We start from the raw sequence: 20,798 nt of genomic DNA, 5'->3' as shown, positions 1-20,798 counted from the left end.
AACGCGAGGTTGGCTGCTTTAGACGACTTTGCTTACTTTTTTTGAGGCAATTCGTCGCGATTGCGACTTAGGCGATAAGCTGTACTGACCCTTACTACACTGGATGTCCCGAAAAAGGTACTGCTTATGTTTCCTTCCTTATCGCGGGAGCGGTATAATTGGCCATCTAGGCTAAGAGTGAAGCGGCTGCTGCGCCAGCCCACTGCTAAGTTGGGAAGCCATGTGGGCTCCGCAAAAACCAAGTCTTCTACATAGGGGGCTATTTTCGGGCCAGATGTAGTGGCGTACCTAAGTCGCCATATAGAATTCAATTCCAAACCCAATCCCAGTAGCAATTGCTGGTCGCGTGGGAGCGGGAGGAAAAACCGAGCGCCTAAGCGGGCAGTACTGAGCATGCCTTGGTAGTCGAAGTAGCTTAGTGGAGAATTGCCCCCGTACCCCGAAGTAATATCATAGGCAACGCCCGTGTTGCGAAAAGAGCTCAGGCTCAACTCACCATATACTGCAGACGTGCGACCGGGTAATAGCATTTCGCCGTAGAAGCCGCCAAAAGGCCGCACACGGCAGTCGGTGCAGTCGGTATTTAATGCTCTTGCCGGGCTTTGAATATTGTTGTAGCGCACGCCGGCCAACACTCCGCCCTGTATTGAGGTGGTGGGTTGGCTCAAAGCTGCTTCCACCAAGCGGCTGCGGCCGGCTTCCCGTGTAGAGCTGCAATTCTGGTTGTAAGCCTGTACCACGCCCACCAGCGCTTCGGGAGTAAAGGGCGCCGCGAGGGCTGCCGTGCTGGCCGCCGCACATTCTGAGAAATAAAGAGCCAATTGGCTATGATAATTGTTGCCATCGGCAATCTCATTTGCTCCACGGGCATTAAGCCGCAGGTATTTGCGCTCGCACAAGTCCAACACTGGCTGGCCGGGGCCGCGCAATAAGTAGTGAACAGACCCACGCGTAGCCACACGAAACAAGCTGACAGGGCCTTCCAGCAATACTTCTGCCAGCACAGAATCGGTGTGGATGTTCACAATGTTGCTCGTTGGCAACCTGTCCAATCGAGTATTTGCGGCATGGTCAATGGGCAGGATTTCGTACCGGAAATAGCGGCCTTTGTTGAACACTACAGCCTGTAGCTGCCTTGGCTGAAAGAGCTGGCTAGCGCCTTGCGCCGAAGCCCGGAAGCGAATAAAGGGGGGCGGCTCCTCCCAGAAACCGTTTTCAATCTCGCCGCTCAACGTGTCGCCGTTGCTGCGCACCAACAGGCCTGGTTCGTAGGCCTGCGCCAGTGCCTGAGAAGAATAAAACAAAAAAGCGAGTAGAAGTAAAAGTAAGCGTGGCTGCATAGAGGGTAGAATTCTATTGTTGAAGTAGAGGGCTATGTGACCCAAGGTCTTGGGTGGACCAGATTAGGGTTTGGTCGGTATGCGGTCTAGGTCTGGGTGAGAATTCAGGCGGTAAGCAAGGCCCAGCCGGAAAGCGTAGAGAGCACTGGTGAAATACACGCCATCAATGGTGCCTGTTAGGTGCTGGCGGCGCCAACCCAAACCAATCAGAGGTACTATTGGCGGGACATGGCTGGTCTTTTCAAAGTAGTTGGGCCTTGCTGGCGGACCAGCTGTGGTCGTGAAGGTGGACCTCACCGGTATATTGGTCTCGAGCCCAAATCCGAAAAAACACCTCTCCTCGCCCGGCGACGTAAAGAAATACCGCAAGCCCAAGCGAGCGGAACTCACCCAGGCATGAGAATCAAACGAGCTATAGACCGGTGAATAAGAATAGCGGTCGATGCCGTTGACAGAAGTGACGGTTCGGTTGTAATAGGCTACTGTAGAGCCTTGGCCACTGGAACTGTTTATGCCCAGCTCACCATACACGGCGACGGTACGGTTGGGCAGGAGCAACTCGCCGTAAGCGCCGCCATGAGGCTGCCATTGGCCTGACGGTTTTTCGCCGGCGAAACTTTGGTAGCGCCCGCCCAACAACAGGCCGTATAGAAAAGCTCTCTTTCGGCGTGGAGTGGCCTGTGCCACTAAAACGCTGCCTGGTTGCGGGATTGGGGCACAATTTTGATTGTATTCCTGCAAAATCCCAACCAATGCCCCGGCCGTGAAAGGAGCCGCTTGGACGGCCTTGCCCACGGCAGGGCAATCGCCGAAGTAGAGCTCTAATTGGGCTTTGTAGTTGTTGCCATCAGTGATTATAAACTTGCCATTTTGACCAGGGCGCAGGTACTGCCGCTCGCAAAGGTCCAGAAAAGGCTGGTCGGGACGTCGGACCAAGTAGTGAGTTGTGCTGAACTTTGCCACCCGCAGCAGCGTAGCCGGGCCTTCCACCAGCACCTCTGCCAATATTGAATCGACGTGAATATTAGGGTACAGGCCCCGGGGCAAACGCTCAAAACGGGTTTCGGCGGCGCGGTCAATCGGCAGTGCCTCGTAGCTGAATTTCCGGCCTCCCGTAAAGCTGACTACTCGGAGCTGGCGGGCCCTGAATAATTGGCTGACACTGTCGGGCGTGGCCCGGTAGCGGATAAATTTGGGCGGTTCCTGCCAGAAGCCGTTTTCAATCTCGCCCCGCAATGTGTCGCCGTTGCTGCGCACCAGCAGGCTCGGCTCATAGGCCTGCGCCAGGGTTTCAAAGGAGTAAAATAGAAGAGCGGGTAGAAGAAAAAGTAAGCGTAGATTCATAAGTATAGCTATTGGGGAAGCTAAAGTAATAGCAAATGCTCCGCTAGCTTCTGCCGCAGCAAAGCCACCAGCTGGCTATCCCCAAACTTGTACTTATCAGGAATCCGAAGTATTACAATCGGCTTGCTTCCCAGTGCATCCGCAAACCTCTCCCGCAACCGGTCGGCGTGCCGGCGCTCCATTACAAAAACTACTTCGGCCCATCCCAAATGGCCGGCCGTAACGCGCACCCGCGCGCCCGGCTCGGTGCCGGCCGAGCGCGCTTCGTAGTGCGGATGATTATCAAAGAGCCGCTCGGCCGTGAGGCTGCGCCACTTGTTTTGGCTGCAGATAAATAGCAGCTTTCGAAGGTCGGGGCCGGCTGACAGAACTACCGAATAATGGCCACTTTCACCTTTTTGCCCTTCACCTTGGCGCCCTGCATCTTCTCGAGCACCTGCTCGGCCACGGCTTCGGGCACGGCCACAAAGCTGTGGTGGTCGAACACCTCGATGCGGCCCACCGCGTCGCGCTCCAGCTCACCCACGCTCACAAAAGCCCCAACCAGGTCGCCGGCGCTGATTTTCTCGCGCTTGCCCGCCGACACGTGCAGCGTAATGGTGCTGGGCCGCGGCGCCTTGGGCGCGGCGGCCGGCAAGGCCGGGGGCCGCAGGCCCGCCCATTTCACGGCACTGGCCGAGGGCCAGTTTTGCAGCTTCTGCTGCTCGTGGGGCGTCACGATGAGGTGGGCCGTGCCCACCGCGCCGGCACGAGCCGTGCGGCCGGCGCGGTGCTGGAAGGTTTCGGCCTCGTGGGGCGGGTCGAACTGCACCACCGTGTCGAGTTCGTTCACGTCGAGGCCGCGAGCGGCCACGTCGGTGGCCACCAGCACGGTGGCCGAGCCATTGCGGAGCTTCATCATGGACTTGTCGCGCTCGGGCTGCAGCATTTTGCCGTGCAAGGCTTCGGCGGCCAGGCCGCGGCCCTTTAGGAAGCGGGTGAGCTCCTCCACCCGGTCGCGGGTGTTAGCGAACACCAGCGAGCGGCCGGCGTCAGGCTGCGTGATGATGTGAAACAGGGCCGCGGGCTTCTGGTCAGCGGCATTCACCACGTGGCCGCGCAGCACCAGGCTCTCCGGCAGGGTGGTGGCGTTAGACCCGCCCACGTTCATCACCCGGGGGCGGGTAAGGTACTCGCGCACCAGCGTCAGCACTTTGTCGGGCATGGTGGCCGAGAACAGCAGCGTCTGCCGGCGTACCGGCAGCCGGCTGATGATGGTGGCCATTTCTTCCTGAAAGCCCAATTCGAGGAGCTTGTCGGCTTCGTCCAGCACCAGCACTTTTAGCCTGTTGGGGATAATGGTGCGGCGCTCAAGGTGGTCGAGCATGCGGCCGGGAGTGGCCACCACCACGTGTGGCGTTTGCTGCAAGCCTTTTACTTCCTCGCGCATGGCGTGGCCGCCGTAGTAGCCGGCTACGCGCAAGTTGTGCATGTGCTTGCCCAAGCTCTTGAGGGCATCGCGCACCTGCAGCACCAGCTCGCGGGCAGGCACCAGCACCACGGCCTGCACAGTGGCGGAGGTGGGGTCAATCTGTTGCAGCACGGCTAGGCCGTAGGCCGCCGTTTTTCCCGAGCCCGTGGGGGCCTGGCCCGCCACGTCCTGCCCCTCAAGAGCAGGGGCCAGCACCAGCTGCTGCACGGCAGTAGGCTGGATGAAGTTTAGTTCGGCCACGCCCGCCAGCAGGGCAGGGGAGAGAGCGAAATCAGTGAATTGGAGGTCGGCTTTGGCGGCGTTGGCGGCACCAGCGGCGGAGGAATCAGGAGTTTGCACGGTGCAAAGGTAACGGTTGCGACAAGGGAATGCTTTCTACGAGCGTGGATGCTTCGGCAGGGGTGGGGTTGAGTACATGCGGTGCAAAGCCACTTCCCGAACGCAGTTGTGCCTCTAAAAACCGGCTTCCTCTTCCGTGACATTCACCAGCCGGTACCGCACTGCGCTTTTCTTGGGTCGGATGTCCAACCCAATGCGGTGGGCGTAGGCTTTGGTGAAGGCCGCGCCAAAGTAGAATATCATGGCGCAGTAGAAAACAAACAGCAGCACCAGCACCAGGCTGGAGGCCGGACCGTAAACCGGGCCCAGGTCGCGGGCTACCAGGAGCTTGCCCAGCACCACCTGCCCCAGACTAATGAGGAAAGCCGTGAGCGCCGCGCCGCGCGTAACGGCCCGCCAAGGCACCTTAGCTAAGCTTAGGGTGCGGAACGTAACGCCAAACCAAGCGGCCAGGATAAACCAGGCAATCACGGCATTAAGGGTTCGGATGACAAAATAGCCGAAGGTGGGGTCGAAGTCGTTGATGCTCTCAGAAAATAGACCCAGGGCCGAATCGGAGGCAAAAGCCAGCAGTGTCAGTGCGGCCGTTACCAGCAGGAGGCCCAGTGAGCGCACCCGTTCGCGCAAGGCCTGCGACACCTGCCCCGAGTCGCGCTTCGGCCTGATTTGCCACAGCTGGTTGAGCGAGTGCTGAATGATGGTAAACAGCGTAGTGGCCACAAACAGGAGAAAGACAAAGCCCACCCACGTCACCAGCCGGCTGCGGCTGGGGTCGGCCACGTTCATCACAATCTGGGCCACCAGCCCGGCTGCGGGCGCCCCCACTAGGCTGCTGAGTTTATCGAGCAGCATCAGCCGCACCATGGAAGTGCTATAGAGCGAGCCCAGGAGCTGAATGAGGATGATGAGAATGGGCGGCAGCGCAAACGAGGTGAAAAACGCCGTGGCCGCGCCCAGCCGCAACGGGTCGTTGGCGCCGAGCTCGCGGGCCGCGCGGTGCAGCAGAATGGGCAGTTCGCGCCACCAGGGACCGGGCAACTCAGCGGGCGGGGTTACTTTTGTCATCAGCAAAAAAAGCCGGAGCGGCCATCCAGAGCATAGTGCTTTAAGCAGGTCATGCCCGGCGAAGATACGGGGCCCTGGCTCCGGCCCCCTCATGCCTACGCCGCTCCCGCCTTCTCTTCCCGAAACTACCCCGGCCCCGCCGGCCAGCTGGCTGCGCCGCCGCGTGCTGGCGCCGCTGCTGGGCCTGTTGCGCCAGGGCTTATCGCCTTCGCAACTGGCCCTGACCGTGGCACTGGGGGTGGCCATTGGCGCTATCCCGCTGATGGGCGCCATCACTACGGTGGCCACGCTGGTGGCCCTGCGCCTGCGCCTCAACGTGGCCGCCCTGCAGCTCACCAGCCATTTAATGACGCCTTTGCAGCTGGTGCTCATCATCCCGCTGCTCCGCCAGGGAGCCCGCCTCATGGGCAACACGCAAGAGAATGAGTTGACTTTGGCCAACGTGCGCCACCTGTTTGCCACCGACTGGCGGGCCGCCCTCCAACTCTTGTGGCGCGCCGAAGTAGGCGCCATGGCCATCTGGCTGCTGGGCGCAATCCCGGTGGTGGCCGTGGTGTACGTGGTGCTCAAGCCACTATTAAAGCGGTTTATCAAAGAGCAGAAAGCAGCATAAGCCAGAGGGTATTGGCAGAGCGACAGTTATCGTCCATCCATTAGTGGACATTCTGTGATTGAAAAACAGCTATTGCTTCGTAAAGGGGCAAGGCAACCAAAAACTAATAATGCCTTAACTTTTATTTGGCAACATTTTGAGGCTCAGCCGTAAAACAGGTAAGCCTCGCCAGCATACGGGGCAGTGCGTGGTCCAGAAAGGACCCTTCAACTTTTCGCTATGCTCGCTCCCGAGCCCTTGCCTTCTTCTGCGGCTGTGCCGCCACCGGCTCCCCCTCGCTCGTGGGTGTACCGTCGCGTGCTGGCGCCATTTCTGAATTTGTTGAAGGCGGGCCTGTCGCCCGAAAAGCTGGCCCTGACCGTGAGCCTGGGCGTGGCATTTGGCCTGGTGCCCACCTTTGGCGTTACCAGCGTGGTGAGTGCCGCCACCGCGTTGCGCCTGCAACTCAACGTGCCCGCCATGCAGCTGGTTGCGCACCTCATGAGTGCCTTCCAGTTGCTGTTGCTGGTTCCGTTGCTGCGGGCCGGAGCCTTCATTTTGGGCCACGGCCACGAAGTGGCCAACCTCACGCTGGCGGGCCTGCGGCGACTCATCACCCACGACGGTTGGGGCGCAGTTGGCCAATTGCTTTGGCGTGCACAGCTGGGCGCCCTCCTGATTTGGGCCGTAGCAGCGGTGCCACTGGTAGCAGGGCTGTATTATCTCTTTCGGGCAGTGTTCCGGCGGGTAGTGGCCCGGCAGGCTGCAAAGAAAATGACCGAAGGCTAGCGCTTCGTCCGGGCCGGAGCTGGCAACAAGGCGCTCTGATAAGGGCTGCTTGCGGCGGCGCTTAAAAAGCCAGAAGTGCTTCGGCTTGCTCTCGTAAAAGCTGGCGCGAAAGGTCGTGGTTCAGGCCATCGGCGGCGTTTAGGTCTTTGCCGATAAACGGCAGCCGAACGCGCTGGGGCAGCACGGCCGAGCCCAGATACATGAGGATGTCGGTGAGGTGGGTCATGGCCAATAAGCCGCCCTGGCCTCCGTTGCTAAGGCCAATCAGGGCAGCTTTTTTCCCGCGGAAGGCGCTGGGGTAGGGCAGGCCATCAATAAAGGCCTTGAGCACTCCCGGAAAAGAACCGTTGTACTCAGGCGTCACGACAACCCATTTGTCGTTCGTGTTCAGCATGTCGGCCAGCCGATTGAATTCAGGGTTGGTGCCCGCATTATCGTACAGCGCCGAGATAATGAAGTCAACGGGAAGCTCCGCCAAATCCAAGATTTGGCTTTCGGCGCCTAGCTCAGTAAGTAGGGCGCGGTAATAGTTGGCAATGCGGCGGGCGCGGGAGTTGGGCCGGTTTGTACCGACGAGGAGGGTTATCAAAACGAGAGGGAGCAGTGATGACTATGCAAGCAGACAACAGGAAACAGAAGGCGAGGTTTTCACTATGATACGCAGAAGGCACTGCCGGCCTGGAATAGCCTTTAAACAACGGCCGGCTCCAGGGGTTCGGGCCGCGCCGCCAGCCACGCCACTGCCCCTAGGCACAGCGCAAACCATGCCCAAGGCAGCCGCAAATCCAGCACCGAGAGCCCACTAAAAACAAGCGCCGTACCAAAGCTGGCCAGGGCCTGAAAAGCTTGGTTAAGTCCGAAAATCTCGCCCCGGTCCACCTCGGTTGTGCGGCGGGCCAGCCGGCCCTCCAGCAATCCCTGAATCAGGGAAAGAGTAAAGCAATCGAGCGTAACCAAGACGTAGAACGTGGCCTTCGACGTGCCCACCAGGCCGTAGCCAAGCAGCACCGGCGTGCCCAGCAGGGCCAGCCACACAATGGCCCGGCGCTGGTTGAGGCGGTCGGCAAAGTAGGTGTAGAACACGTAGTTCAGCACAATGCTGAGCGCCCCAAAGTACATAAAGAGGTATGAAATGCCGCGGGCATCGAGCTGCAGCTCGCCCATGCTCACAAAGGGCACAAAGTAGAAGTAATATCCCAGGCTTAGCGTGAGGGCCACTTGCGTGAGCACAATGCGGCGGATGCCGGGGTTGCTGGCGTTCTTGGCTTGCAGACGCTTCCATAGCGTGAGGGGGTTGATGGCCAGCCCCAGTTCGGTACGGAGCTCGGCGCCACGCACGCCGTTGCGCTGCTGGTGCGTTTCCGGCAGCCATAGGCTCAGCAGCACATTGAGTGCGCCCAGGGCCACGGCCAGCCCCACCACGTAGCCCGCCTGCTGGCCCGGCGGCACCTGCAGCACCGTGAGTAGCAGGCCAGCGGCCATGGGCCCCAGCACGAAGCCCAGCGAAATAATGGCGCCCTCAATGCCCAAGTTGCGAAACAGGTGCTCGGGCGGAGACATATCGGTGATGGCCGAGCGGGCCGTGGCATACATGCCATTGGTAAAGCCGTCGGACACGCGGTTAACGAAGTACAGCCCGGCCCGCACCGGCAGCAGCAGGGCGTTGGCCGCCAGCGTGCCCACTGCCGACAGAATAAAAATAGGCCGCCGCCCGTACCCGTCGCTCAGCCGGCCCAGCAACGGGGCCGAAAAAAGCTGCACACCCAGAAAGATGCCCGTGCCCACCGATAGCCATAGCTGCGGCTCGGGTAGCCCCCGCACAAAATCCGGCATCACCGGTCCCACTGCGGCCCCCACCACCACATCGAGCAGAATGATGGCGTAAAGCAGCGGCAAGGTGCGGGTGGGTAGGGGAGGCATAAGACAAAATAAGGCCTTAATCGCAGCAGAGAGCCAGGCTTGCCGCTGCTGCAGCCAATTAAGGGAACATGTTTTGGCTTCGGCTCGTCTAAGAAAGCTTTTGCTGCCGGCCGAACCAATTTACTAGCCAGCCCATCTATTTCTATACCAAGCCCCGACGACACCCAGCCGCTTGCAATGCTTTCGCAGAAGTGAAGAGGATAGTTCGGTTCGTATCTGCTATATGAGTGAAGTATTAACCCTGCCCCGTACGTCTCCCACACGGGCGCGCATTGCCATTGCGCTGTTTTTCTTTGTTTCGGGCTTTGGATTTGCCACCTGGGCATCGCGCATCCCCATTATTCAGCATCAACTGGGCCTCAACGAAGCCCAGTTGGGAGCCGTGCTGCTGGCCCTGCCAGCTGGCCTGATGCTCACCCTGCCAGTGACCGGCAAGTTGCTCCAGCACTTCAGCAGCCGACAGGTAATGATGGTGGGCGCTGTGCTTTTCAACCTTGCGCTGGGCCTGCTGGGCTTTGCCGAGCATACTTGGCAGCTCGCCGTCCTGCTGTTCTGCTTTGGCTCGTCGCGCAACCTGCTCAACCTGTCAGTAAACGCGCAGTCGGTGGGCGTGCAGGCCCTTTACGACCGGTCCATCATCGCCTCTTTTCACGGCATCTGGAGTGTGGCAGGCTTTGCCGCGGCTGGCTTGGGAGCTCTTTTTATTCGCAACGAGGTGTCTACCGGGTTCCACTTTGTGGCGGTGTCGGTGGTGCTTACGGGCGTGGCACTGGCCTTCTTTCCGGGTAGCCTGGCCTTGCCGCCCTCGCCTCCTACCAAGTCTATTTTCCCCTGGCCAGATAAAACGGTATTCAAGTACGGCCTCATCACGTTTGCTTCAATGGCTTGCGAAGGCACTTTTTATGACTGGAGCGGGGTATATTTTTCCCAGGCTGCGCACGCGCCCAAGGCCATTGCGCCATTTGGCTTCACCCTCTACATGGTGGCCATGACCACCGGCCGCTTTCTCGGCGACAAGCTGGTGGAGCGCTTCGGCACCAAGCCCCTGCTGCAGGCCAGCGGCGTGCTGATGAGCACCGGGTTGCTGCTGGCCGCCGCTTTTCCTACGCCGCTAATGGCAGGCATTGGCTTTGTGCTGGGGGGCTTTGGAGTGTCCTGCGTGGTGCCGCTGGTATTTGGCCTGGTAGGCAAGGCAAACCCGCTAAGTGCGGGCACTGCCATTGCTTCTGTTTCAACAGTCAGCTATTTTGGCTTTCTGGTAGTGCCGCCACTGGTGGGTTTTGTGGCCAAAGCAGCAAGTCTGCGCTGGTCGTTTGCGCTGGTGGCGTTGTTAGGAGGAATGGTAGTGTGGCTGGTGCCCAAACTGCGGGACGACCCCCAAGAGGGAGTAGGGTAAGTCAGAAAAGAGAAGGCTTTGCCCGTCATGCAGAGCCACAAAAAAAGCGCGACGGATATCCGTCGCGCTCTCTCATTAAACAACCAGGGCTCTTAGGCCAAGTTGTTCGACGTAGCCTTAGCGGCTATGTACTCGCGGTTCAGAATGGCAATGTTCTCGAGCGAAATACCCACGGGGCACTCCGCGGCGCACGAGCCGATGTTGGAGCACGCCCCAAAACCTTCCTTGTCCATCTGGGCGACCATGTTTTCGACGCGGGTTTTGCGCTCGGGCTTGCCCTGAGGCAGCAACGCCAGCTGCGACACCTTGGCCGATACAAACAGCATAGCCGAGGCATTCTTACACGCCGCCACGCAGGCGCCGCAGGCAATGCAGGTAGCCGCTTCAAAGGCGCGGTCAGCAATGTCCTTGGGTACTGGGATTTCGTTGCCGTCGGGTACACCGCCGGTGTTCACGCTCACATAGCCACCGGCCTGGATGATGCGGTCGAACGCCGAGCGGTCCACGCTCAGGTCTTTGTTCACGGGGAAAGCAGTAGCGCGCCAGGGCTCGATGGTGATGGTGTCGCCATCCGAGAACTTGCGCATATGCAGCTGGCAGGTGGTAGTGCCCTTCTCCGGACCGTGACTGCGACCGTTGATAAACAAGTCGCACGACCCGCAAATGCCTTCGCGGCAGTCGTGGTCGAATGCCACTGGGTCCTGGCCGGCGTGCAGCAGGTCTTCGTTCAGCACGTCGAGCATTTCCAGAAAAGACATTTCGGGCGAAATATCCTTCACATTGTATTTCACCATTTGACCTTCGGTGTTGCGGTTGGGTTGCCGCCACACGTTCAGGGTCAGGTTCATCGGTTTGGCATTGGGGTTGGAGCCGGCCATAGTTTTATTTCTCGTTTGTCATCCTGAGCCCAGCGAAGGACCTTATCACGCCGGCGCCCGTTGGGTTAGTAACTTAATTAAGCGCCAGCGTGAGAAGATGCTTCCTTCGTCAGCATGACAGGTGTGCTTACTTGTAGCTGCGCTGGGTCAGCTTCACGTTTTCGAAGGTTAGTTCTTCCTTGTTGAGTTTCTCCGGCTGGTTATCGCCCTGATATTCCCAAGCCGCCACATAGGCGTAGTTTTCGTCGTCGCGCAGGGCTTCGCCCTCCGGCGTCTGGTATTCCTCGCGGAAGTGACCGCCGCAGCTTTCGTTGCGGTTCAAGGCGTCATCCACCATCAGCTCGCCGAGCTCCAGGAAGTCGGCTACGCGGCCAGCGCTTTCCAGCGCCTGGTTCATCTCCTCACCAGTGCCGGTGATTTTCACATCCTGCCAGAACTCAGCACGCAGCTTGCGAATCTCGGCTTTGGCGTGCGTGAGGCCTTCAGCATTGCGAGCCATGCCGCAGTATTCCCACATGATGAGACCCAATGCCCGGTGAAACTGACCCGGTGTGCGCGTGCCGTTGATGCTGAGCAGCCGCTCGGTGCGGGCCTGCACAAACGCCTTGGCTTCCGCAAAGGCGGGGTGGTTGGCATCAACCGGCTTAGGAGCCGTGTTGGCCAGGTAGTCGCCAATGGTGTAGGGAATCACGAAGTAGCCGTCGGCCAGGCCCTGCATCAGAGCCGAGGCGCCGAGACGGTTGGCGCCGTGGTCCGAGAAGTTGCACTCGCCCGTGGCATAGAGGCCGGGGATGGTGGTTTGCAGGTTGTAGTCAACCCAGAGGCCGCCCATGGTGTAGTGCACCGCAGGATAAATCCGCATGGGCAACTCATAGGGGTTCTCGTCGGTGATTTTCTCGTACATGGCAAACAGGTTGCCGTACTTCTGGCTCACTGCTGCCGCGCCGGTACGCTGAATAACGTCGGCAAAGTCGAGGTACACGGCCAGGCCGCTGCTGCCTACGCCGCGGCCTTCGTCGCACATCTGCTTGGCATTGCGGGAAGCCACGTCGCGCGGCACCAGGTTACCAAAAGCAGGGTACTTGCGCTCCAGGAAGTAGTCGCGGTCCTCTTCTTTGATGTCAGTGGCTTTGATTTCGCCCTTGCGCAGACGCTCGGCAATTTCTACCGTTGCCGGCACCCACACGCGGCCGTCGTTACGCAACGACTCCGACATCAGCGTGAGCTTTGACTGGTAGTCGCCGCTCACCGGAATGCAAGTAGGGTGAATCTGGGTGAAGCAGGGGTTGGCGAAGAGAGCACCCTTTTTGTGGGCTCGCCACGGGGCCGTTACGTTGCAGTACTTGGCGTTGGTGCTCAGGTAGAACACGTTGCCGTAGCCGCCGGTGGCCAATACCACGGCGTGCGCAGCGTGCGTTTCAACCTCGCCAGTAATCAAGTGGCGCGTTACGATGCCGCGGGCCTGACCGTCGACCACTACGAGGTCGAGCATTTCCGAGCGGGTGAAGAGCTTCACTTTGCCGTAGGCAACCTGCCGGCTCAGCGCCGAGTAGGCGCCTAATAGCAGTTGCTGTCCGGTTTGACCGCGGGCGTAGAACGTGCGGCTTACCTGAGCGCCACCAAAGGAACGGTTAGCCAGCAGGCCGCCGTATTCGCGGGCAAAGGGCACACCCTGGGCCACGCATTGGTCGATGATGTTCACCGATACCTGCGCCAAGCGGTACACGTTGGCTTCGCGGGCACGGTAGTCACCGCCCTTCACGGTGTCGTAGAACAGGCGGAATATGGAGTCGCCGTCGTTCTGATAGTTTTTAGCAGCGTTGATGCCACCCTGCGCGGCAATGGAGTGCGCGCGGCGGGGGGAGTCGTGATAGGTAAAGGCCTTCACGTTGTAGCCCAACTCAGCCAGCGAGGCGGCGGCCGAAGCGCCGGCCAGGCCGGTGCCGACCACAATCACGTCGTATTTCCGCTTGTTGGCGGGGTTGACAAGCTTGACGTTGAACTTGTGCTTCTCCCATTTTTCGGCAAGGGGGCCTTCGGGAATCTTGGAATCCAGCAGCATAAAGTAACGGTGTGAAGGTGTGATTATTGACCTATAGAACAGCCAAGGGGCGAAGGTGTTCTGCGCCTAATAAATATTCTACTGGTGTGTAATCAAAACAATTAGAAGGCGGAGGCTACGCTTTGGAAAAACGCTGGCGCATTGGAAACAACATCGCCCCGCTCGTTGGTAAACAGGAAAAAGTACAAGGGCATGGACGCGAATCCAGCCGCTACCACTACCGAGAAAACGTAGCCAGCGTACTTAATGAGGGGCATGTACTTGCGGTGGTTCAGGCCCAAGGTTTGGAAGCCCGAGCGGAAGCCGTGCCACAAGTGGTAGCCAAGGCTGATTTGAGCGGCTACGTACAGCGCCACGTACCACCAGATTTGGAACGAGGAAACGACGGCCAGGTACAGGTTGTCGTAGTCGCGGGTGAGGGGGTCGGCACCGCCCATTTTAGGCAGGTCGCCAGCAAAACGGGCGCGCCAGAAGAAGTTGTAGAGGTGTACTATCAGGAAAATCAGGATGATGGTGCCCAGCAGGCTCATGTTGCGCGAGGTCCACTCGCTGTTCTGTTCGGCCTTCCACTGCGCGTAGCCTTGGCCACGGGCAGCTTTGTTGCGACGGTATAAGGCCCACGCCTCGTAAATGTGGAAGCCAAAGCCCAGTACCAAGCCCCACTCAATGGTGCGGATAATGGGGTTGGTGCCCATGAAGTGAGAGTAGGCGTTGAATGCTGCGCCCCCGTCGTGCTTGAACAGCTGCAGGTTGCCAACCAGGTGTACTACCAGAAACGTGCACAGAAACAGGCCCGTAATCGACATGATGAGCTTCCGGCCGATGCTGCTGGTTAAAGTTTTTGTTATCCAACTCATAAATTAGCCAAACTGGCGAAGTGAAGAGGGTTGTTTTATTAGTGCCCAAAGGTAGGTTCCACCCGCTAACCGAACAACGCGCGGGCTCGATTCTTGCTCATCTTGCACCTTTCAAGAAAAAATCTTGGCGAAGCGCAGTGAATCTATCCGAACCGAGCATCGTTTTCACACACGGGCGCGTTATTACACGCAAATCGATAACCCTTCGGTCTGGCAAGTGTTAGGCCTGTGGATAGTTCTGGCTTGTCTGCCCAAGGCGTTCTTTGCTTCTCTTTATCTCTTCTTACCAAGTTGCTATGACACAATTTACTCTGCTGTGGGTTAGGGCGTGGGCGCGCATTGCGCTACTGGTAGCGGTGCTAGCGGGTGGATTGGGCCTGCAACCACAGGCGGCTTGGGCTACGCATATCCGGGCAGGCGACATTCAGGCCAAACCCGACACGACGCTGCCTGTGGCAAACCGCAATCCACGTCGTATTTTTTTCAAGATGGTGTTGTATACCGACATCGCAACGACCAATGTGAAACAGCCCACGGCTACCATCTTTTTTGGCGACGGCACTTCCAGCTGCCTCGAAGGCGTGCCCCGGCTGGGCGGCGAGCGCACCGTACCGGGCAGCCCCGATACCAGCCTGAACATTTACTTATTTGAGCACACGTTTCCCTCGTCCGGCAGTTTTGTGGTGAGCTTTATTGGCGAAAACCGCAATGCGGGCGTGTTGAACATGGACCGGTCCGTTGACCAATCTTTTTACATCAGCACCACCATTACCCTGGACCCCGCGTTGCTGGGCAACCGGTCGCCAGTACTCACTTCGCCGGCTGTCGACAAAGGGGGCGTGAATCAGGTGTTTTTGCACAATCCCGGTGCTTTTGATGCCGATGGGGATTCCCTGGCCTTTGAATTGCGCGTTAGCCAGCGTGACAATCGTTCTCTTCAAAGTATAGTCGGCAACCCTTGCCAAGGCCCGGGTAACAACACCCCTTTGCCAACTCCCGTACCCAACTTTCGCTACCCCAACGACCCTAGCATCTCGCCCGGCTTTCGGCCAGTGCAAGTGGCCTATAACGGAGTCCCAGCCGGAAGGGACGGAGATGACGCCATCTTCGTGCAGGATGTGCGCACCGGCCAGATTACCTGGAACGCCCCTATCAGGGTGGGTATCTACAACGTGGCCATGGCAGTGCGGGAGTTTCGGCGTACCCCTGCCGGCTTCCGCGAGATAGGCGTAGTCATCCGCGACATGCAGATTATTATCTCGGGCACGGCCAACCTGCGCCCACTGCTGACGCTGCCGCCGGACCTATGCGTGATTGCCGGGGAGACAGCCACCGGCGTAGTGACGGCCACCGACCAGTCGTCGCCCACGAGCCCGGCCACGGCTGTGGACCTTTATGCCTACTCGGGAATTATTCCTCCGGCCACCTTCCGCCAGACCCAGTTTGGCCCACCTACGGCCTCGGGCACCTTTACATGGCAGACCGAGTGCAGCAACGTGGCCCGGTTGCCCTACCTGGTGGTGTTCAAAGCCCAGGATAGACCCGTCAATCCCACTGCTGCCAACCCTCCGCTTATCGACGAGCAGGTCTGGCGCATTACCGTCGTCGGGCCTGCACCTCAAAACCTGCGCGCCACACCCATTGTCGGCAGCGGCACCGATTTGAACCGCGTTCGACTCGACTGGAACCTTTACCAGTGCGCCAACGCCTCGCGCATCCTCATCTACCGCAAGGTGAACCCGTCAAATTTTGTGCCGGGTCCTTGCGAAACGGGCATCCCTCCGTCGGCTGGCTACACCTTGGTGGGCTCAGTGCCCGCCAATGCCACCACCTACACTGATAGCAATCCCAACGCCAGTGGCAACAACCAGGGCCTGGAGCGTGGGCAAAACTATTGCTACCGCATCTACGCCGAGTTCCCGCTGCCGGCGGGCGGGGCCAGCATTGCCTCACAGGAGGCCTGTGCGGCCTTCCCCGGTAGTCCGCTTCGGTTGGTGAAAGTTGACGTGGAAACTACCGGCGTCACCAACGGTCAAATCCAGGTCTGCTGGACTCGTCCGCTCCAGAGCGGCGGCGGTGCCCTGGAGGGTACCCCCAGCTATGTGCTCTCGCGTGGGGTGGGCCTGACGCCCACGACCTTTACGCCCGTTGCCACGCTCACCTCGCTGGCCGATACCTGCTATACCGATACCAACATCAACACCGAGGAGCAGCAGTTCACGTATCGGCTGGAGTTTGTGCGCACCTTCCCGCCCAGCGATAACCGCGCCCCCATCCGGGAGGTAGCCCCTACGGCTAGCAGCGTGTACACCACCGCTGTGCCAGCCAACCCCGAGGCCACGGCCGTGACTGTGCGCTGGACCTATCAGGTGCCGTGGGATAACAGCTTGCGGCCGGTCGTTATTTTCCGGCGCACCGGCAACACCGGACCTTTTGTTCAGTTGAGTACGGCCCCGACAACTGCCACCGGCGGCGTTTATACCGACAACGACCCCGCTCTGCGTAGAAACCAGACGTACTGCTACTACGTGCAGACCAATGGGCAGTACCCCGGTGTGCCCTTCCTCAGCTCGCTGATAAACCGCAGCCAGGTACGATGCCTGCTGCTCAGCACGCCACTGTGCCGACCCGTTCTGACGCTGGCGCCCACCGACTGTGAAGAACTGGCCAACCGGCCCGTGTTTCCCACTGCCAGCGACCGCTACACCAATCAGCTAAGCTGGAGGCTGAGCAACCAGCCTGCGGGCTGCGATACCACCATTGCCAGCTACCGGGTGTACTACCGGCCGGGGCCGACCGGGCCCTTCACTTTGGTGGGCACCCCCACCGAGCGGCGCTTCGCTCACTCCAACCTGGAGTTCAATGGCGGGTGCTATGCGGTGCAGGCCGTGGCGCCGGGCGGGGTGCGCTCGGACACGAGCAACGTGGCCTGCCAGGACAACTGCGTGTTCTTCATGCTGCCCAACATCTTCACCCCCAACGGCGACGAGCAGAATCCCGTGTTCCGGCCCAAGAACCACAGCCCCGTGCGGCGGGTGCGCTTTCAGGCTTTCAACCGCTGGGGCGTGAAGGTCTTCGAGAACGTGACCACGCCGGCTGACCCGGTGCTCATAAACTGGGACGGCGGCGGGCCCGCCGGCGAGTCGGGCAACGGCAAAGCAGCGCGTGTATCGGACGGCATATATTATTACCTAGCCGAGGTGGAGTTTGCCGACTTTGCCAACACCAAGCGTACTTACAAAGGCTGGGTTGAGATTAGGCGCTAATAGGAAGCGCTGATGCAAAATAGACGGGAAGGCCACTTCGAGAGGAGTGGCCTTTTCCGTGCTTGATTTGTGAGGTTGGCCGGTTTATGTGCAGCTTGCATCTCCAATTGCTGCGGTGGTTGGCTCGGCTTTAGGCCCCGGAAATGCCTTCTCATTTATCTCCAAGTGTCCTCGTGAACCCCACCAACTCCTCCGAATCCCTCAAATCTGCCATTGTTTTTCCCGGCCAGGGCAGCCAGTTTCCGGGCATGGCCCGCGAGCTGTTCGAGCAAAGCCTGGACGCCCGCGCCTTGCTCACCCAGGCCAACGACATCCTGGGCTTTAGCCTGACAGACATCATGTTCGGGGGCTCCGAGGAAGACCTGCGCCGCACCAATGTAACCCAGCCGGCCATTTTTGTGCATTCGGTGGCTCAGTTTGTGGCCCGGCCCGAGCTGCAGCCCGCCATGACGGCCGGTCACTCCCTGGGCGAGTTCTCGGCCCTGGTGGCGGCCGGGGTGCTACGCTTCGAAGACGCCCTGCCGCTGGTGGCCCGCCGCGCCCAGGCCATGCAGGCCGCCTGCGAAGAGCAGCCTGGCACCATGGCCGCCATTCTGGGGCTCGATGATGCCACCGTGGAACGCATCTGCCGGGAAATTTCCGACGCAGGTTCGGTGGTGGTGGCTGCCAACTACAACTGCCCCGGCCAGTTGGTTATCTCCGGCTCGGCCGAGGGCGTGGCCAAGGCCTGCGAAGCCCTGAAGGCCGCCGGTGCCAAGCGCGCTCTGCCGCTGCCCGTGGGCGGGGCTTTCCACTCGCCGCTCATGCAAAGTGCTGCCGCCGCCCTGGCCGAAGCCATTGAGAAAACGACCTTCGGCGAGGCCCGCTGCCCGGTATACCAGAACGTGGACGCGCTGCCGCACTCGTCGCCCGCCGAAATCAAGGCCAACTTGTTGCGCCAGCTCACCGCCCCCGTGCGCTGGACCCAGTCGGTGCAGCAGATGGCGGCCGATGGGGCGACCGAATTTGTAGAGTGCGGCCCCGGCAAAGTGCTGCAAGGGCTGGTGAAGAAAATTGTGCCCACGGCCGTTCTCGGCTAAGTGGGGCTGCGCTGGTTGGAGCCCTCGGGGTGGCCGCGGTGGTTTGGCTGGTCAGTAGCGCTGGCGGTGCTGGTGCAGTTGGGGCTGTTTGTCCTGGCCACCGCCCCGGGCCTGGCCGGCACCGCCGACTCGCGTTACTATGTGCATGCGGCTGGCACGTTGCGCACCGTTGGCCTCCTGCTGCATCCCGATGGGTCAGCCTATCGCTACTGGCCGCCGCTGTACCCCGTGCTGGTGGCGCTGAGTGGCGGCCTGGGAGCGCTGCGCGTGCTGCATGCCCTGGCCCTGGTAACCAGCTTGCTGGCCTGGAGCCGGCTGGGCCGCTGGCTGCTGCCGGGGGCGCTGGCGATGGTGTTTCCGTGGGCGTTGGCCTTGGCCACGCCTTGGCTGGTGGTGAGCAAGTTTGTGTGGGGCGAAATGGTGTTTGTGGCTTTGGTGACAGGGTACACCGTGGCGTTATTCCGATGGCTGAACACCGGACAAGTGCGCTGGTGGGGGCTGGCCACTGCCTTGGGGTTTGCGCTGCCCCTGCATCGGACGCCAGGCTTTTTCCTGCTGGCCGGGGTGGGGCTGGGCTTGTTGCTGCAAGCCCGGGTGCTGCTCCCGAAGCAGCGCCTACAGGTGCTGGCCCACTTGGGCCTGAGCGCGGTAGGAGGGCTGGCTTGGCACTACTACTCGCTGCTACTGGCGGCGCCCAGCGTTTACCGCTACAACAAGGGATGGACTCAGTTTTTCAGCTCCTGGGCTGACTATGGATTTGTGCTGAGCCGCTGGCTACTGCCGGTGCGAGCTGCATGGCGCCCCGAAGTGCCTTGGCTTTGGGTGTTGACCCTGTTTGGGGTGATGGCGCTACTGCTACCGCAACAGCCAGCCCTAGCGCTGCCGAACGGTTCAGGCGCGCCAGAAGTAGCTAAGGAGTGGCGCACGCGTTTCCCACGGGTGCTGTGGGTGGCGACGGGTTTCTTTATTCTGCAGTTAATTATTGCTACCACCTTTACTCGCAGCGCCGCCGGCCTCTACGATGGCGAACGGTATGGCAGCGTGCTTTTCGGGCCGGTTATGCTATTGGCCTTCCAAAGAATAGGGCGCTGGACTACAGTTCAGCCAGGAAGCAGAAGCTGTTTGTCCTGGCTGGTTATCGGCATCGTGGGTCTGTGGCTGGCGTATGCCGCTGGTCGCTCTATCAGCAACGCAATGGCCCTGCGCCAACTCGCCCCGCTGGAGTGGACGGCGGCGCATTAAGAAGCTATTCGGAAAATACCCTAACGGTCATGCTGAGCTTGTCGAAGCATCTCTACCTCAGTACTAAACCAATCGGCTCAATGAAGCGGTAGAGATGCTTCGGCTGCGCACAGCATGACCGTGCTTTTTGCCTGTTCAGGTGGCCACTTAAAAAACCCGTTGCTGTTTCCTACCAGAAGCGGTTGGTACACACCACCTGGGCCTTTTTCTTGAGGCGCAAGCCCAGCAGCACCTCATGGCTGCCGTTGTGGTAGCCGGCCAGCTCAGAGAGGCCAGCATCGTAGGAATAGCCCAGGGTGAACTGCTCGTAGTTGAGGCCCACCATCCCCACGAACGCATCGGTAGCGCGCCACGACACGCCGGCCCACAGCAGGTCCTGGTACTTGAGCTTGGCATTCACGTCGAGGGAGAGTGGGGCCGGGTTCACGGCCTTCACCAGCACCGACGGCACCAGCGACCAATCGTCGTTAATCGGTAGCCGCACCCCGGCCGTGGCAAAGTAATGTCGTCTTAGGGTGTTGCCGGACGCGCCCACGTCCATCTGGCCGGGGCCGTAGGAGAAGTTGAGCTGATTGCCCAACAGCTGGGCGCCCGATATGCCCAAGTAGAATTTGGAGCTGTACATCCACAAGCCCACCGACCCATCCAGGACCCGCGAGGCGGCGCTGGGAGCAACCGTGGTGGGGTCGAAGAAGCGCAGCCGCTGCCCATCGACGGCAAACTGCTGCATGCCGGCCGACATGCCCAGCGCCAACCGCAGGTCAGACGTTAGCAGGAGGTTGTAAGCATAGGACAGGTAGGCACCCGTCCGGCTCGTGGGCCCGGTCTCGTCTTTGTAGACGAGGCCGCCCACCGCGTGAAACGGCCGGCGCCGGTCGCGGATGGTGCGCTTGGGCGTGCTGCGCCACTTGCCCAGCGAGGAGCTGCCGCTGGCGTAGTAGGTTTTGGGGGCTCCCTCCAGGCCCGTCCACTGGGTCCGGTGGCTGAACTTTATGTCGATGTAATCCTCCACGCCGGTTGCGCCGGGGTTCAGGATGTAGTTGTTGTTCATGTACTGGCTGTACTGGGCCTGCTGCTGGGCCAGGGCTGGCGCGGCGGCCAGTAGCAGCAGCGGAAACAGGAGCGTTAGAGCTCTTCTCATAGCATTTGGGCCTAATT

16 protein-coding genes are annotated in these 20,798 nt (G+C 60.2%); 6 read left to right on the top strand and 10 right to left on the bottom strand.

Annotation, left to right across the window (positions count from 1 at the left end; all coding sequences use genetic code 11):
- Positions 1-32: 32 nt before the first annotated feature.
- From ACP7AJ_RS19950 to ACP7AJ_RS19935, 4 genes are all read right to left on the bottom strand, one after another.
- Positions 33-1,304: a hypothetical protein gene (locus ACP7AJ_RS19950; protein ID WP_426061966.1), complete on the bottom strand. Its 1,272-nt coding sequence runs from the start codon at positions 1,302-1,304 to the stop codon at positions 33-35.
- Between the two features lie 99 nt (positions 1,305-1,403).
- A complete protein-coding gene (locus ACP7AJ_RS19945) occupies positions 1,404-2,684 on the bottom strand; it encodes a hypothetical protein (protein WP_426061965.1) in 1,281 nt (426 codons plus the stop codon).
- A 370-nt stretch (positions 2,685-3,054) separates the two neighbouring features.
- Positions 3,055-4,494 (bottom strand): DEAD/DEAH box helicase, encoded by a 1,440-nt coding sequence (locus ACP7AJ_RS19940; RefSeq protein ID WP_426061964.1) that lies wholly within the window; start codon positions 4,492-4,494, stop codon positions 3,055-3,057.
- 114 nt (positions 4,495-4,608) lie between these two features.
- Positions 4,609-5,559, bottom strand: coding sequence for a YihY/virulence factor BrkB family protein (locus ACP7AJ_RS19935; protein WP_426061963.1), 951 nt, complete (start codon positions 5,557-5,559; stop codon positions 4,609-4,611).
- A gap of 91 nt (positions 5,560-5,650) precedes the next feature.
- On the opposite strand from ACP7AJ_RS19935, the gene ACP7AJ_RS19930 reads away from it, so the two are divergent.
- A complete protein-coding gene (locus ACP7AJ_RS19930; RefSeq protein WP_426061962.1) occupies positions 5,651-6,172 on the top strand; it encodes a DUF2062 domain-containing protein in 522 nt (173 codons plus the stop codon).
- Between the two features lie 219 nt (positions 6,173-6,391).
- Positions 6,392-6,940, top strand: a complete 549-nt coding sequence (locus ACP7AJ_RS19925) for a DUF2062 domain-containing protein (protein ID WP_426061961.1) — start codon at positions 6,392-6,394, stop codon at positions 6,938-6,940.
- A gap of 61 nt (positions 6,941-7,001) precedes the next feature.
- On the opposite strand, the gene ACP7AJ_RS19920 is transcribed toward ACP7AJ_RS19925, so the two are convergent.
- Together ACP7AJ_RS19920 and ACP7AJ_RS19915 are read right to left on the bottom strand one after the other, a co-directional pair.
- Positions 7,002-7,529, bottom strand: coding sequence for an NADPH-dependent FMN reductase (locus ACP7AJ_RS19920; RefSeq protein WP_426061960.1), 528 nt, complete (start codon positions 7,527-7,529; stop codon positions 7,002-7,004).
- A 101-nt stretch (positions 7,530-7,630) separates the two neighbouring features.
- On the bottom strand, positions 7,631-8,860 hold the full coding sequence (locus ACP7AJ_RS19915; RefSeq protein WP_426061959.1) for an MFS transporter: 1,230 nt from the start codon (positions 8,858-8,860) through the stop codon (positions 7,631-7,633).
- A gap of 223 nt (positions 8,861-9,083) precedes the next feature.
- Between ACP7AJ_RS19915 and ACP7AJ_RS19910 the strand changes: the two genes are divergently transcribed.
- A complete protein-coding gene (locus ACP7AJ_RS19910; RefSeq protein WP_426061958.1) occupies positions 9,084-10,256 on the top strand; it encodes an MFS transporter in 1,173 nt (390 codons plus the stop codon).
- 92 nt (positions 10,257-10,348) lie between these two features.
- Here ACP7AJ_RS19910 and ACP7AJ_RS19905 read toward each other — a convergent pair whose 3' ends face one another.
- The 3 genes from ACP7AJ_RS19905 to ACP7AJ_RS19895 all read right to left on the bottom strand — a co-directional run bounded on the left by ACP7AJ_RS19905 (position 10,349) and on the right by ACP7AJ_RS19895 (position 14,053).
- On the bottom strand, positions 10,349-11,104 hold the full coding sequence (locus ACP7AJ_RS19905; protein WP_426062030.1) for a succinate dehydrogenase/fumarate reductase iron-sulfur subunit: 756 nt from the start codon (positions 11,102-11,104) through the stop codon (positions 10,349-10,351).
- 157 nt (positions 11,105-11,261) lie between these two features.
- Positions 11,262-13,196 (bottom strand): fumarate reductase/succinate dehydrogenase flavoprotein subunit, encoded by a 1,935-nt coding sequence (locus ACP7AJ_RS19900; RefSeq protein WP_426061957.1) that lies wholly within the window; start codon positions 13,194-13,196, stop codon positions 11,262-11,264.
- A gap of 101 nt (positions 13,197-13,297) precedes the next feature.
- Positions 13,298-14,053, bottom strand: a complete 756-nt coding sequence (locus ACP7AJ_RS19895) for a succinate dehydrogenase cytochrome b subunit (protein ID WP_426061956.1) — start codon at positions 14,051-14,053, stop codon at positions 13,298-13,300.
- A 296-nt stretch (positions 14,054-14,349) separates the two neighbouring features.
- On the opposite strand from ACP7AJ_RS19895, the gene ACP7AJ_RS19890 reads away from it, so the two are divergent.
- The 3 genes from ACP7AJ_RS19890 to ACP7AJ_RS19880 all read left to right on the top strand — a co-directional run bounded on the left by ACP7AJ_RS19890 (position 14,350) and on the right by ACP7AJ_RS19880 (position 19,640).
- On the top strand, positions 14,350-17,319 hold the full coding sequence (locus ACP7AJ_RS19890; RefSeq protein ID WP_426061955.1) for a gliding motility-associated C-terminal domain-containing protein: 2,970 nt from the start codon (positions 14,350-14,352) through the stop codon (positions 17,317-17,319).
- Positions 17,320-17,462: 143 nt separating this feature from the next.
- A complete protein-coding gene (gene fabD / locus ACP7AJ_RS19885; protein WP_426061954.1) occupies positions 17,463-18,398 on the top strand; it encodes an ACP S-malonyltransferase in 936 nt (311 codons plus the stop codon).
- A complete protein-coding gene (locus tag ACP7AJ_RS19880) occupies positions 18,399-19,640 on the top strand; it encodes a hypothetical protein (protein WP_426061953.1) in 1,242 nt (413 codons plus the stop codon).
- Positions 19,641-19,809: 169 nt separating this feature from the next.
- Here the strand turns inward: ACP7AJ_RS19880 and ACP7AJ_RS19875 are convergent, their stop codons facing one another.
- Positions 19,810-20,781 carry a PorP/SprF family type IX secretion system membrane protein gene (locus tag ACP7AJ_RS19875; RefSeq protein WP_426061952.1) on the bottom strand — a complete coding sequence of 324 codons (972 nt, stop codon included), beginning with the start codon at positions 20,779-20,781 and terminating at the stop codon, positions 19,810-19,812.
- Between the last annotated feature and the right edge of the window lie 17 nt (positions 20,782-20,798).

Origin of the sequence: Hymenobacter sp. B1770 (assembly GCF_049896385.1) — a bacterium.
In the GTDB taxonomy this organism is placed as follows: domain Bacteria; phylum Bacteroidota; class Bacteroidia; order Cytophagales; family Hymenobacteraceae; genus Hymenobacter.
This window is presented reverse-complemented; position numbering and strand designations above follow the sequence as displayed.

Coding starts and splice junctions, on each gene's coding strand:
- ACP7AJ_RS19945 (WP_426061965.1), bottom strand. CDS start 2,684: ATGAATCTACGCTTACTTTTTCTTCTACCCGCTCTTCTATTTTACTCC.
- ACP7AJ_RS19935 (WP_426061963.1), bottom strand. CDS start 5,559: ATGACAAAAGTAACCCCGCCCGCTGAGTTGCCCGGTCCCTGGTGGCGC.
- ACP7AJ_RS19930 (WP_426061962.1), top strand. CDS start 5,651: ATGCCTACGCCGCTCCCGCCTTCTCTTCCCGAAACTACCCCGGCCCCG.
- ACP7AJ_RS19925 (WP_426061961.1), top strand. CDS start 6,392: ATGCTCGCTCCCGAGCCCTTGCCTTCTTCTGCGGCTGTGCCGCCACCG.
- ACP7AJ_RS19915 (WP_426061959.1), bottom strand. CDS start 8,860: ATGCCTCCCCTACCCACCCGCACCTTGCCGCTGCTTTACGCCATCATT.
- ACP7AJ_RS19910 (WP_426061958.1), top strand. CDS start 9,084: ATGAGTGAAGTATTAACCCTGCCCCGTACGTCTCCCACACGGGCGCGC.
- ACP7AJ_RS19905 (WP_426062030.1), bottom strand. CDS start 11,104: ATGAACCTGACCCTGAACGTGTGGCGGCAACCCAACCGCAACACCGAA.
- ACP7AJ_RS19900 (WP_426061957.1), bottom strand. CDS start 13,196: ATGCTGCTGGATTCCAAGATTCCCGAAGGCCCCCTTGCCGAAAAATGG.
- ACP7AJ_RS19895 (WP_426061956.1), bottom strand. CDS start 14,053: ATGAGTTGGATAACAAAAACTTTAACCAGCAGCATCGGCCGGAAGCTC.
- ACP7AJ_RS19890 (WP_426061955.1), top strand. CDS start 14,350: ATGACACAATTTACTCTGCTGTGGGTTAGGGCGTGGGCGCGCATTGCG.
- fabD (WP_426061954.1), top strand. CDS start 17,463: ATGCCTTCTCATTTATCTCCAAGTGTCCTCGTGAACCCCACCAACTCC.
- ACP7AJ_RS19875 (WP_426061952.1), bottom strand. CDS start 20,781: ATGAGAAGAGCTCTAACGCTCCTGTTTCCGCTGCTGCTACTGGCCGCC.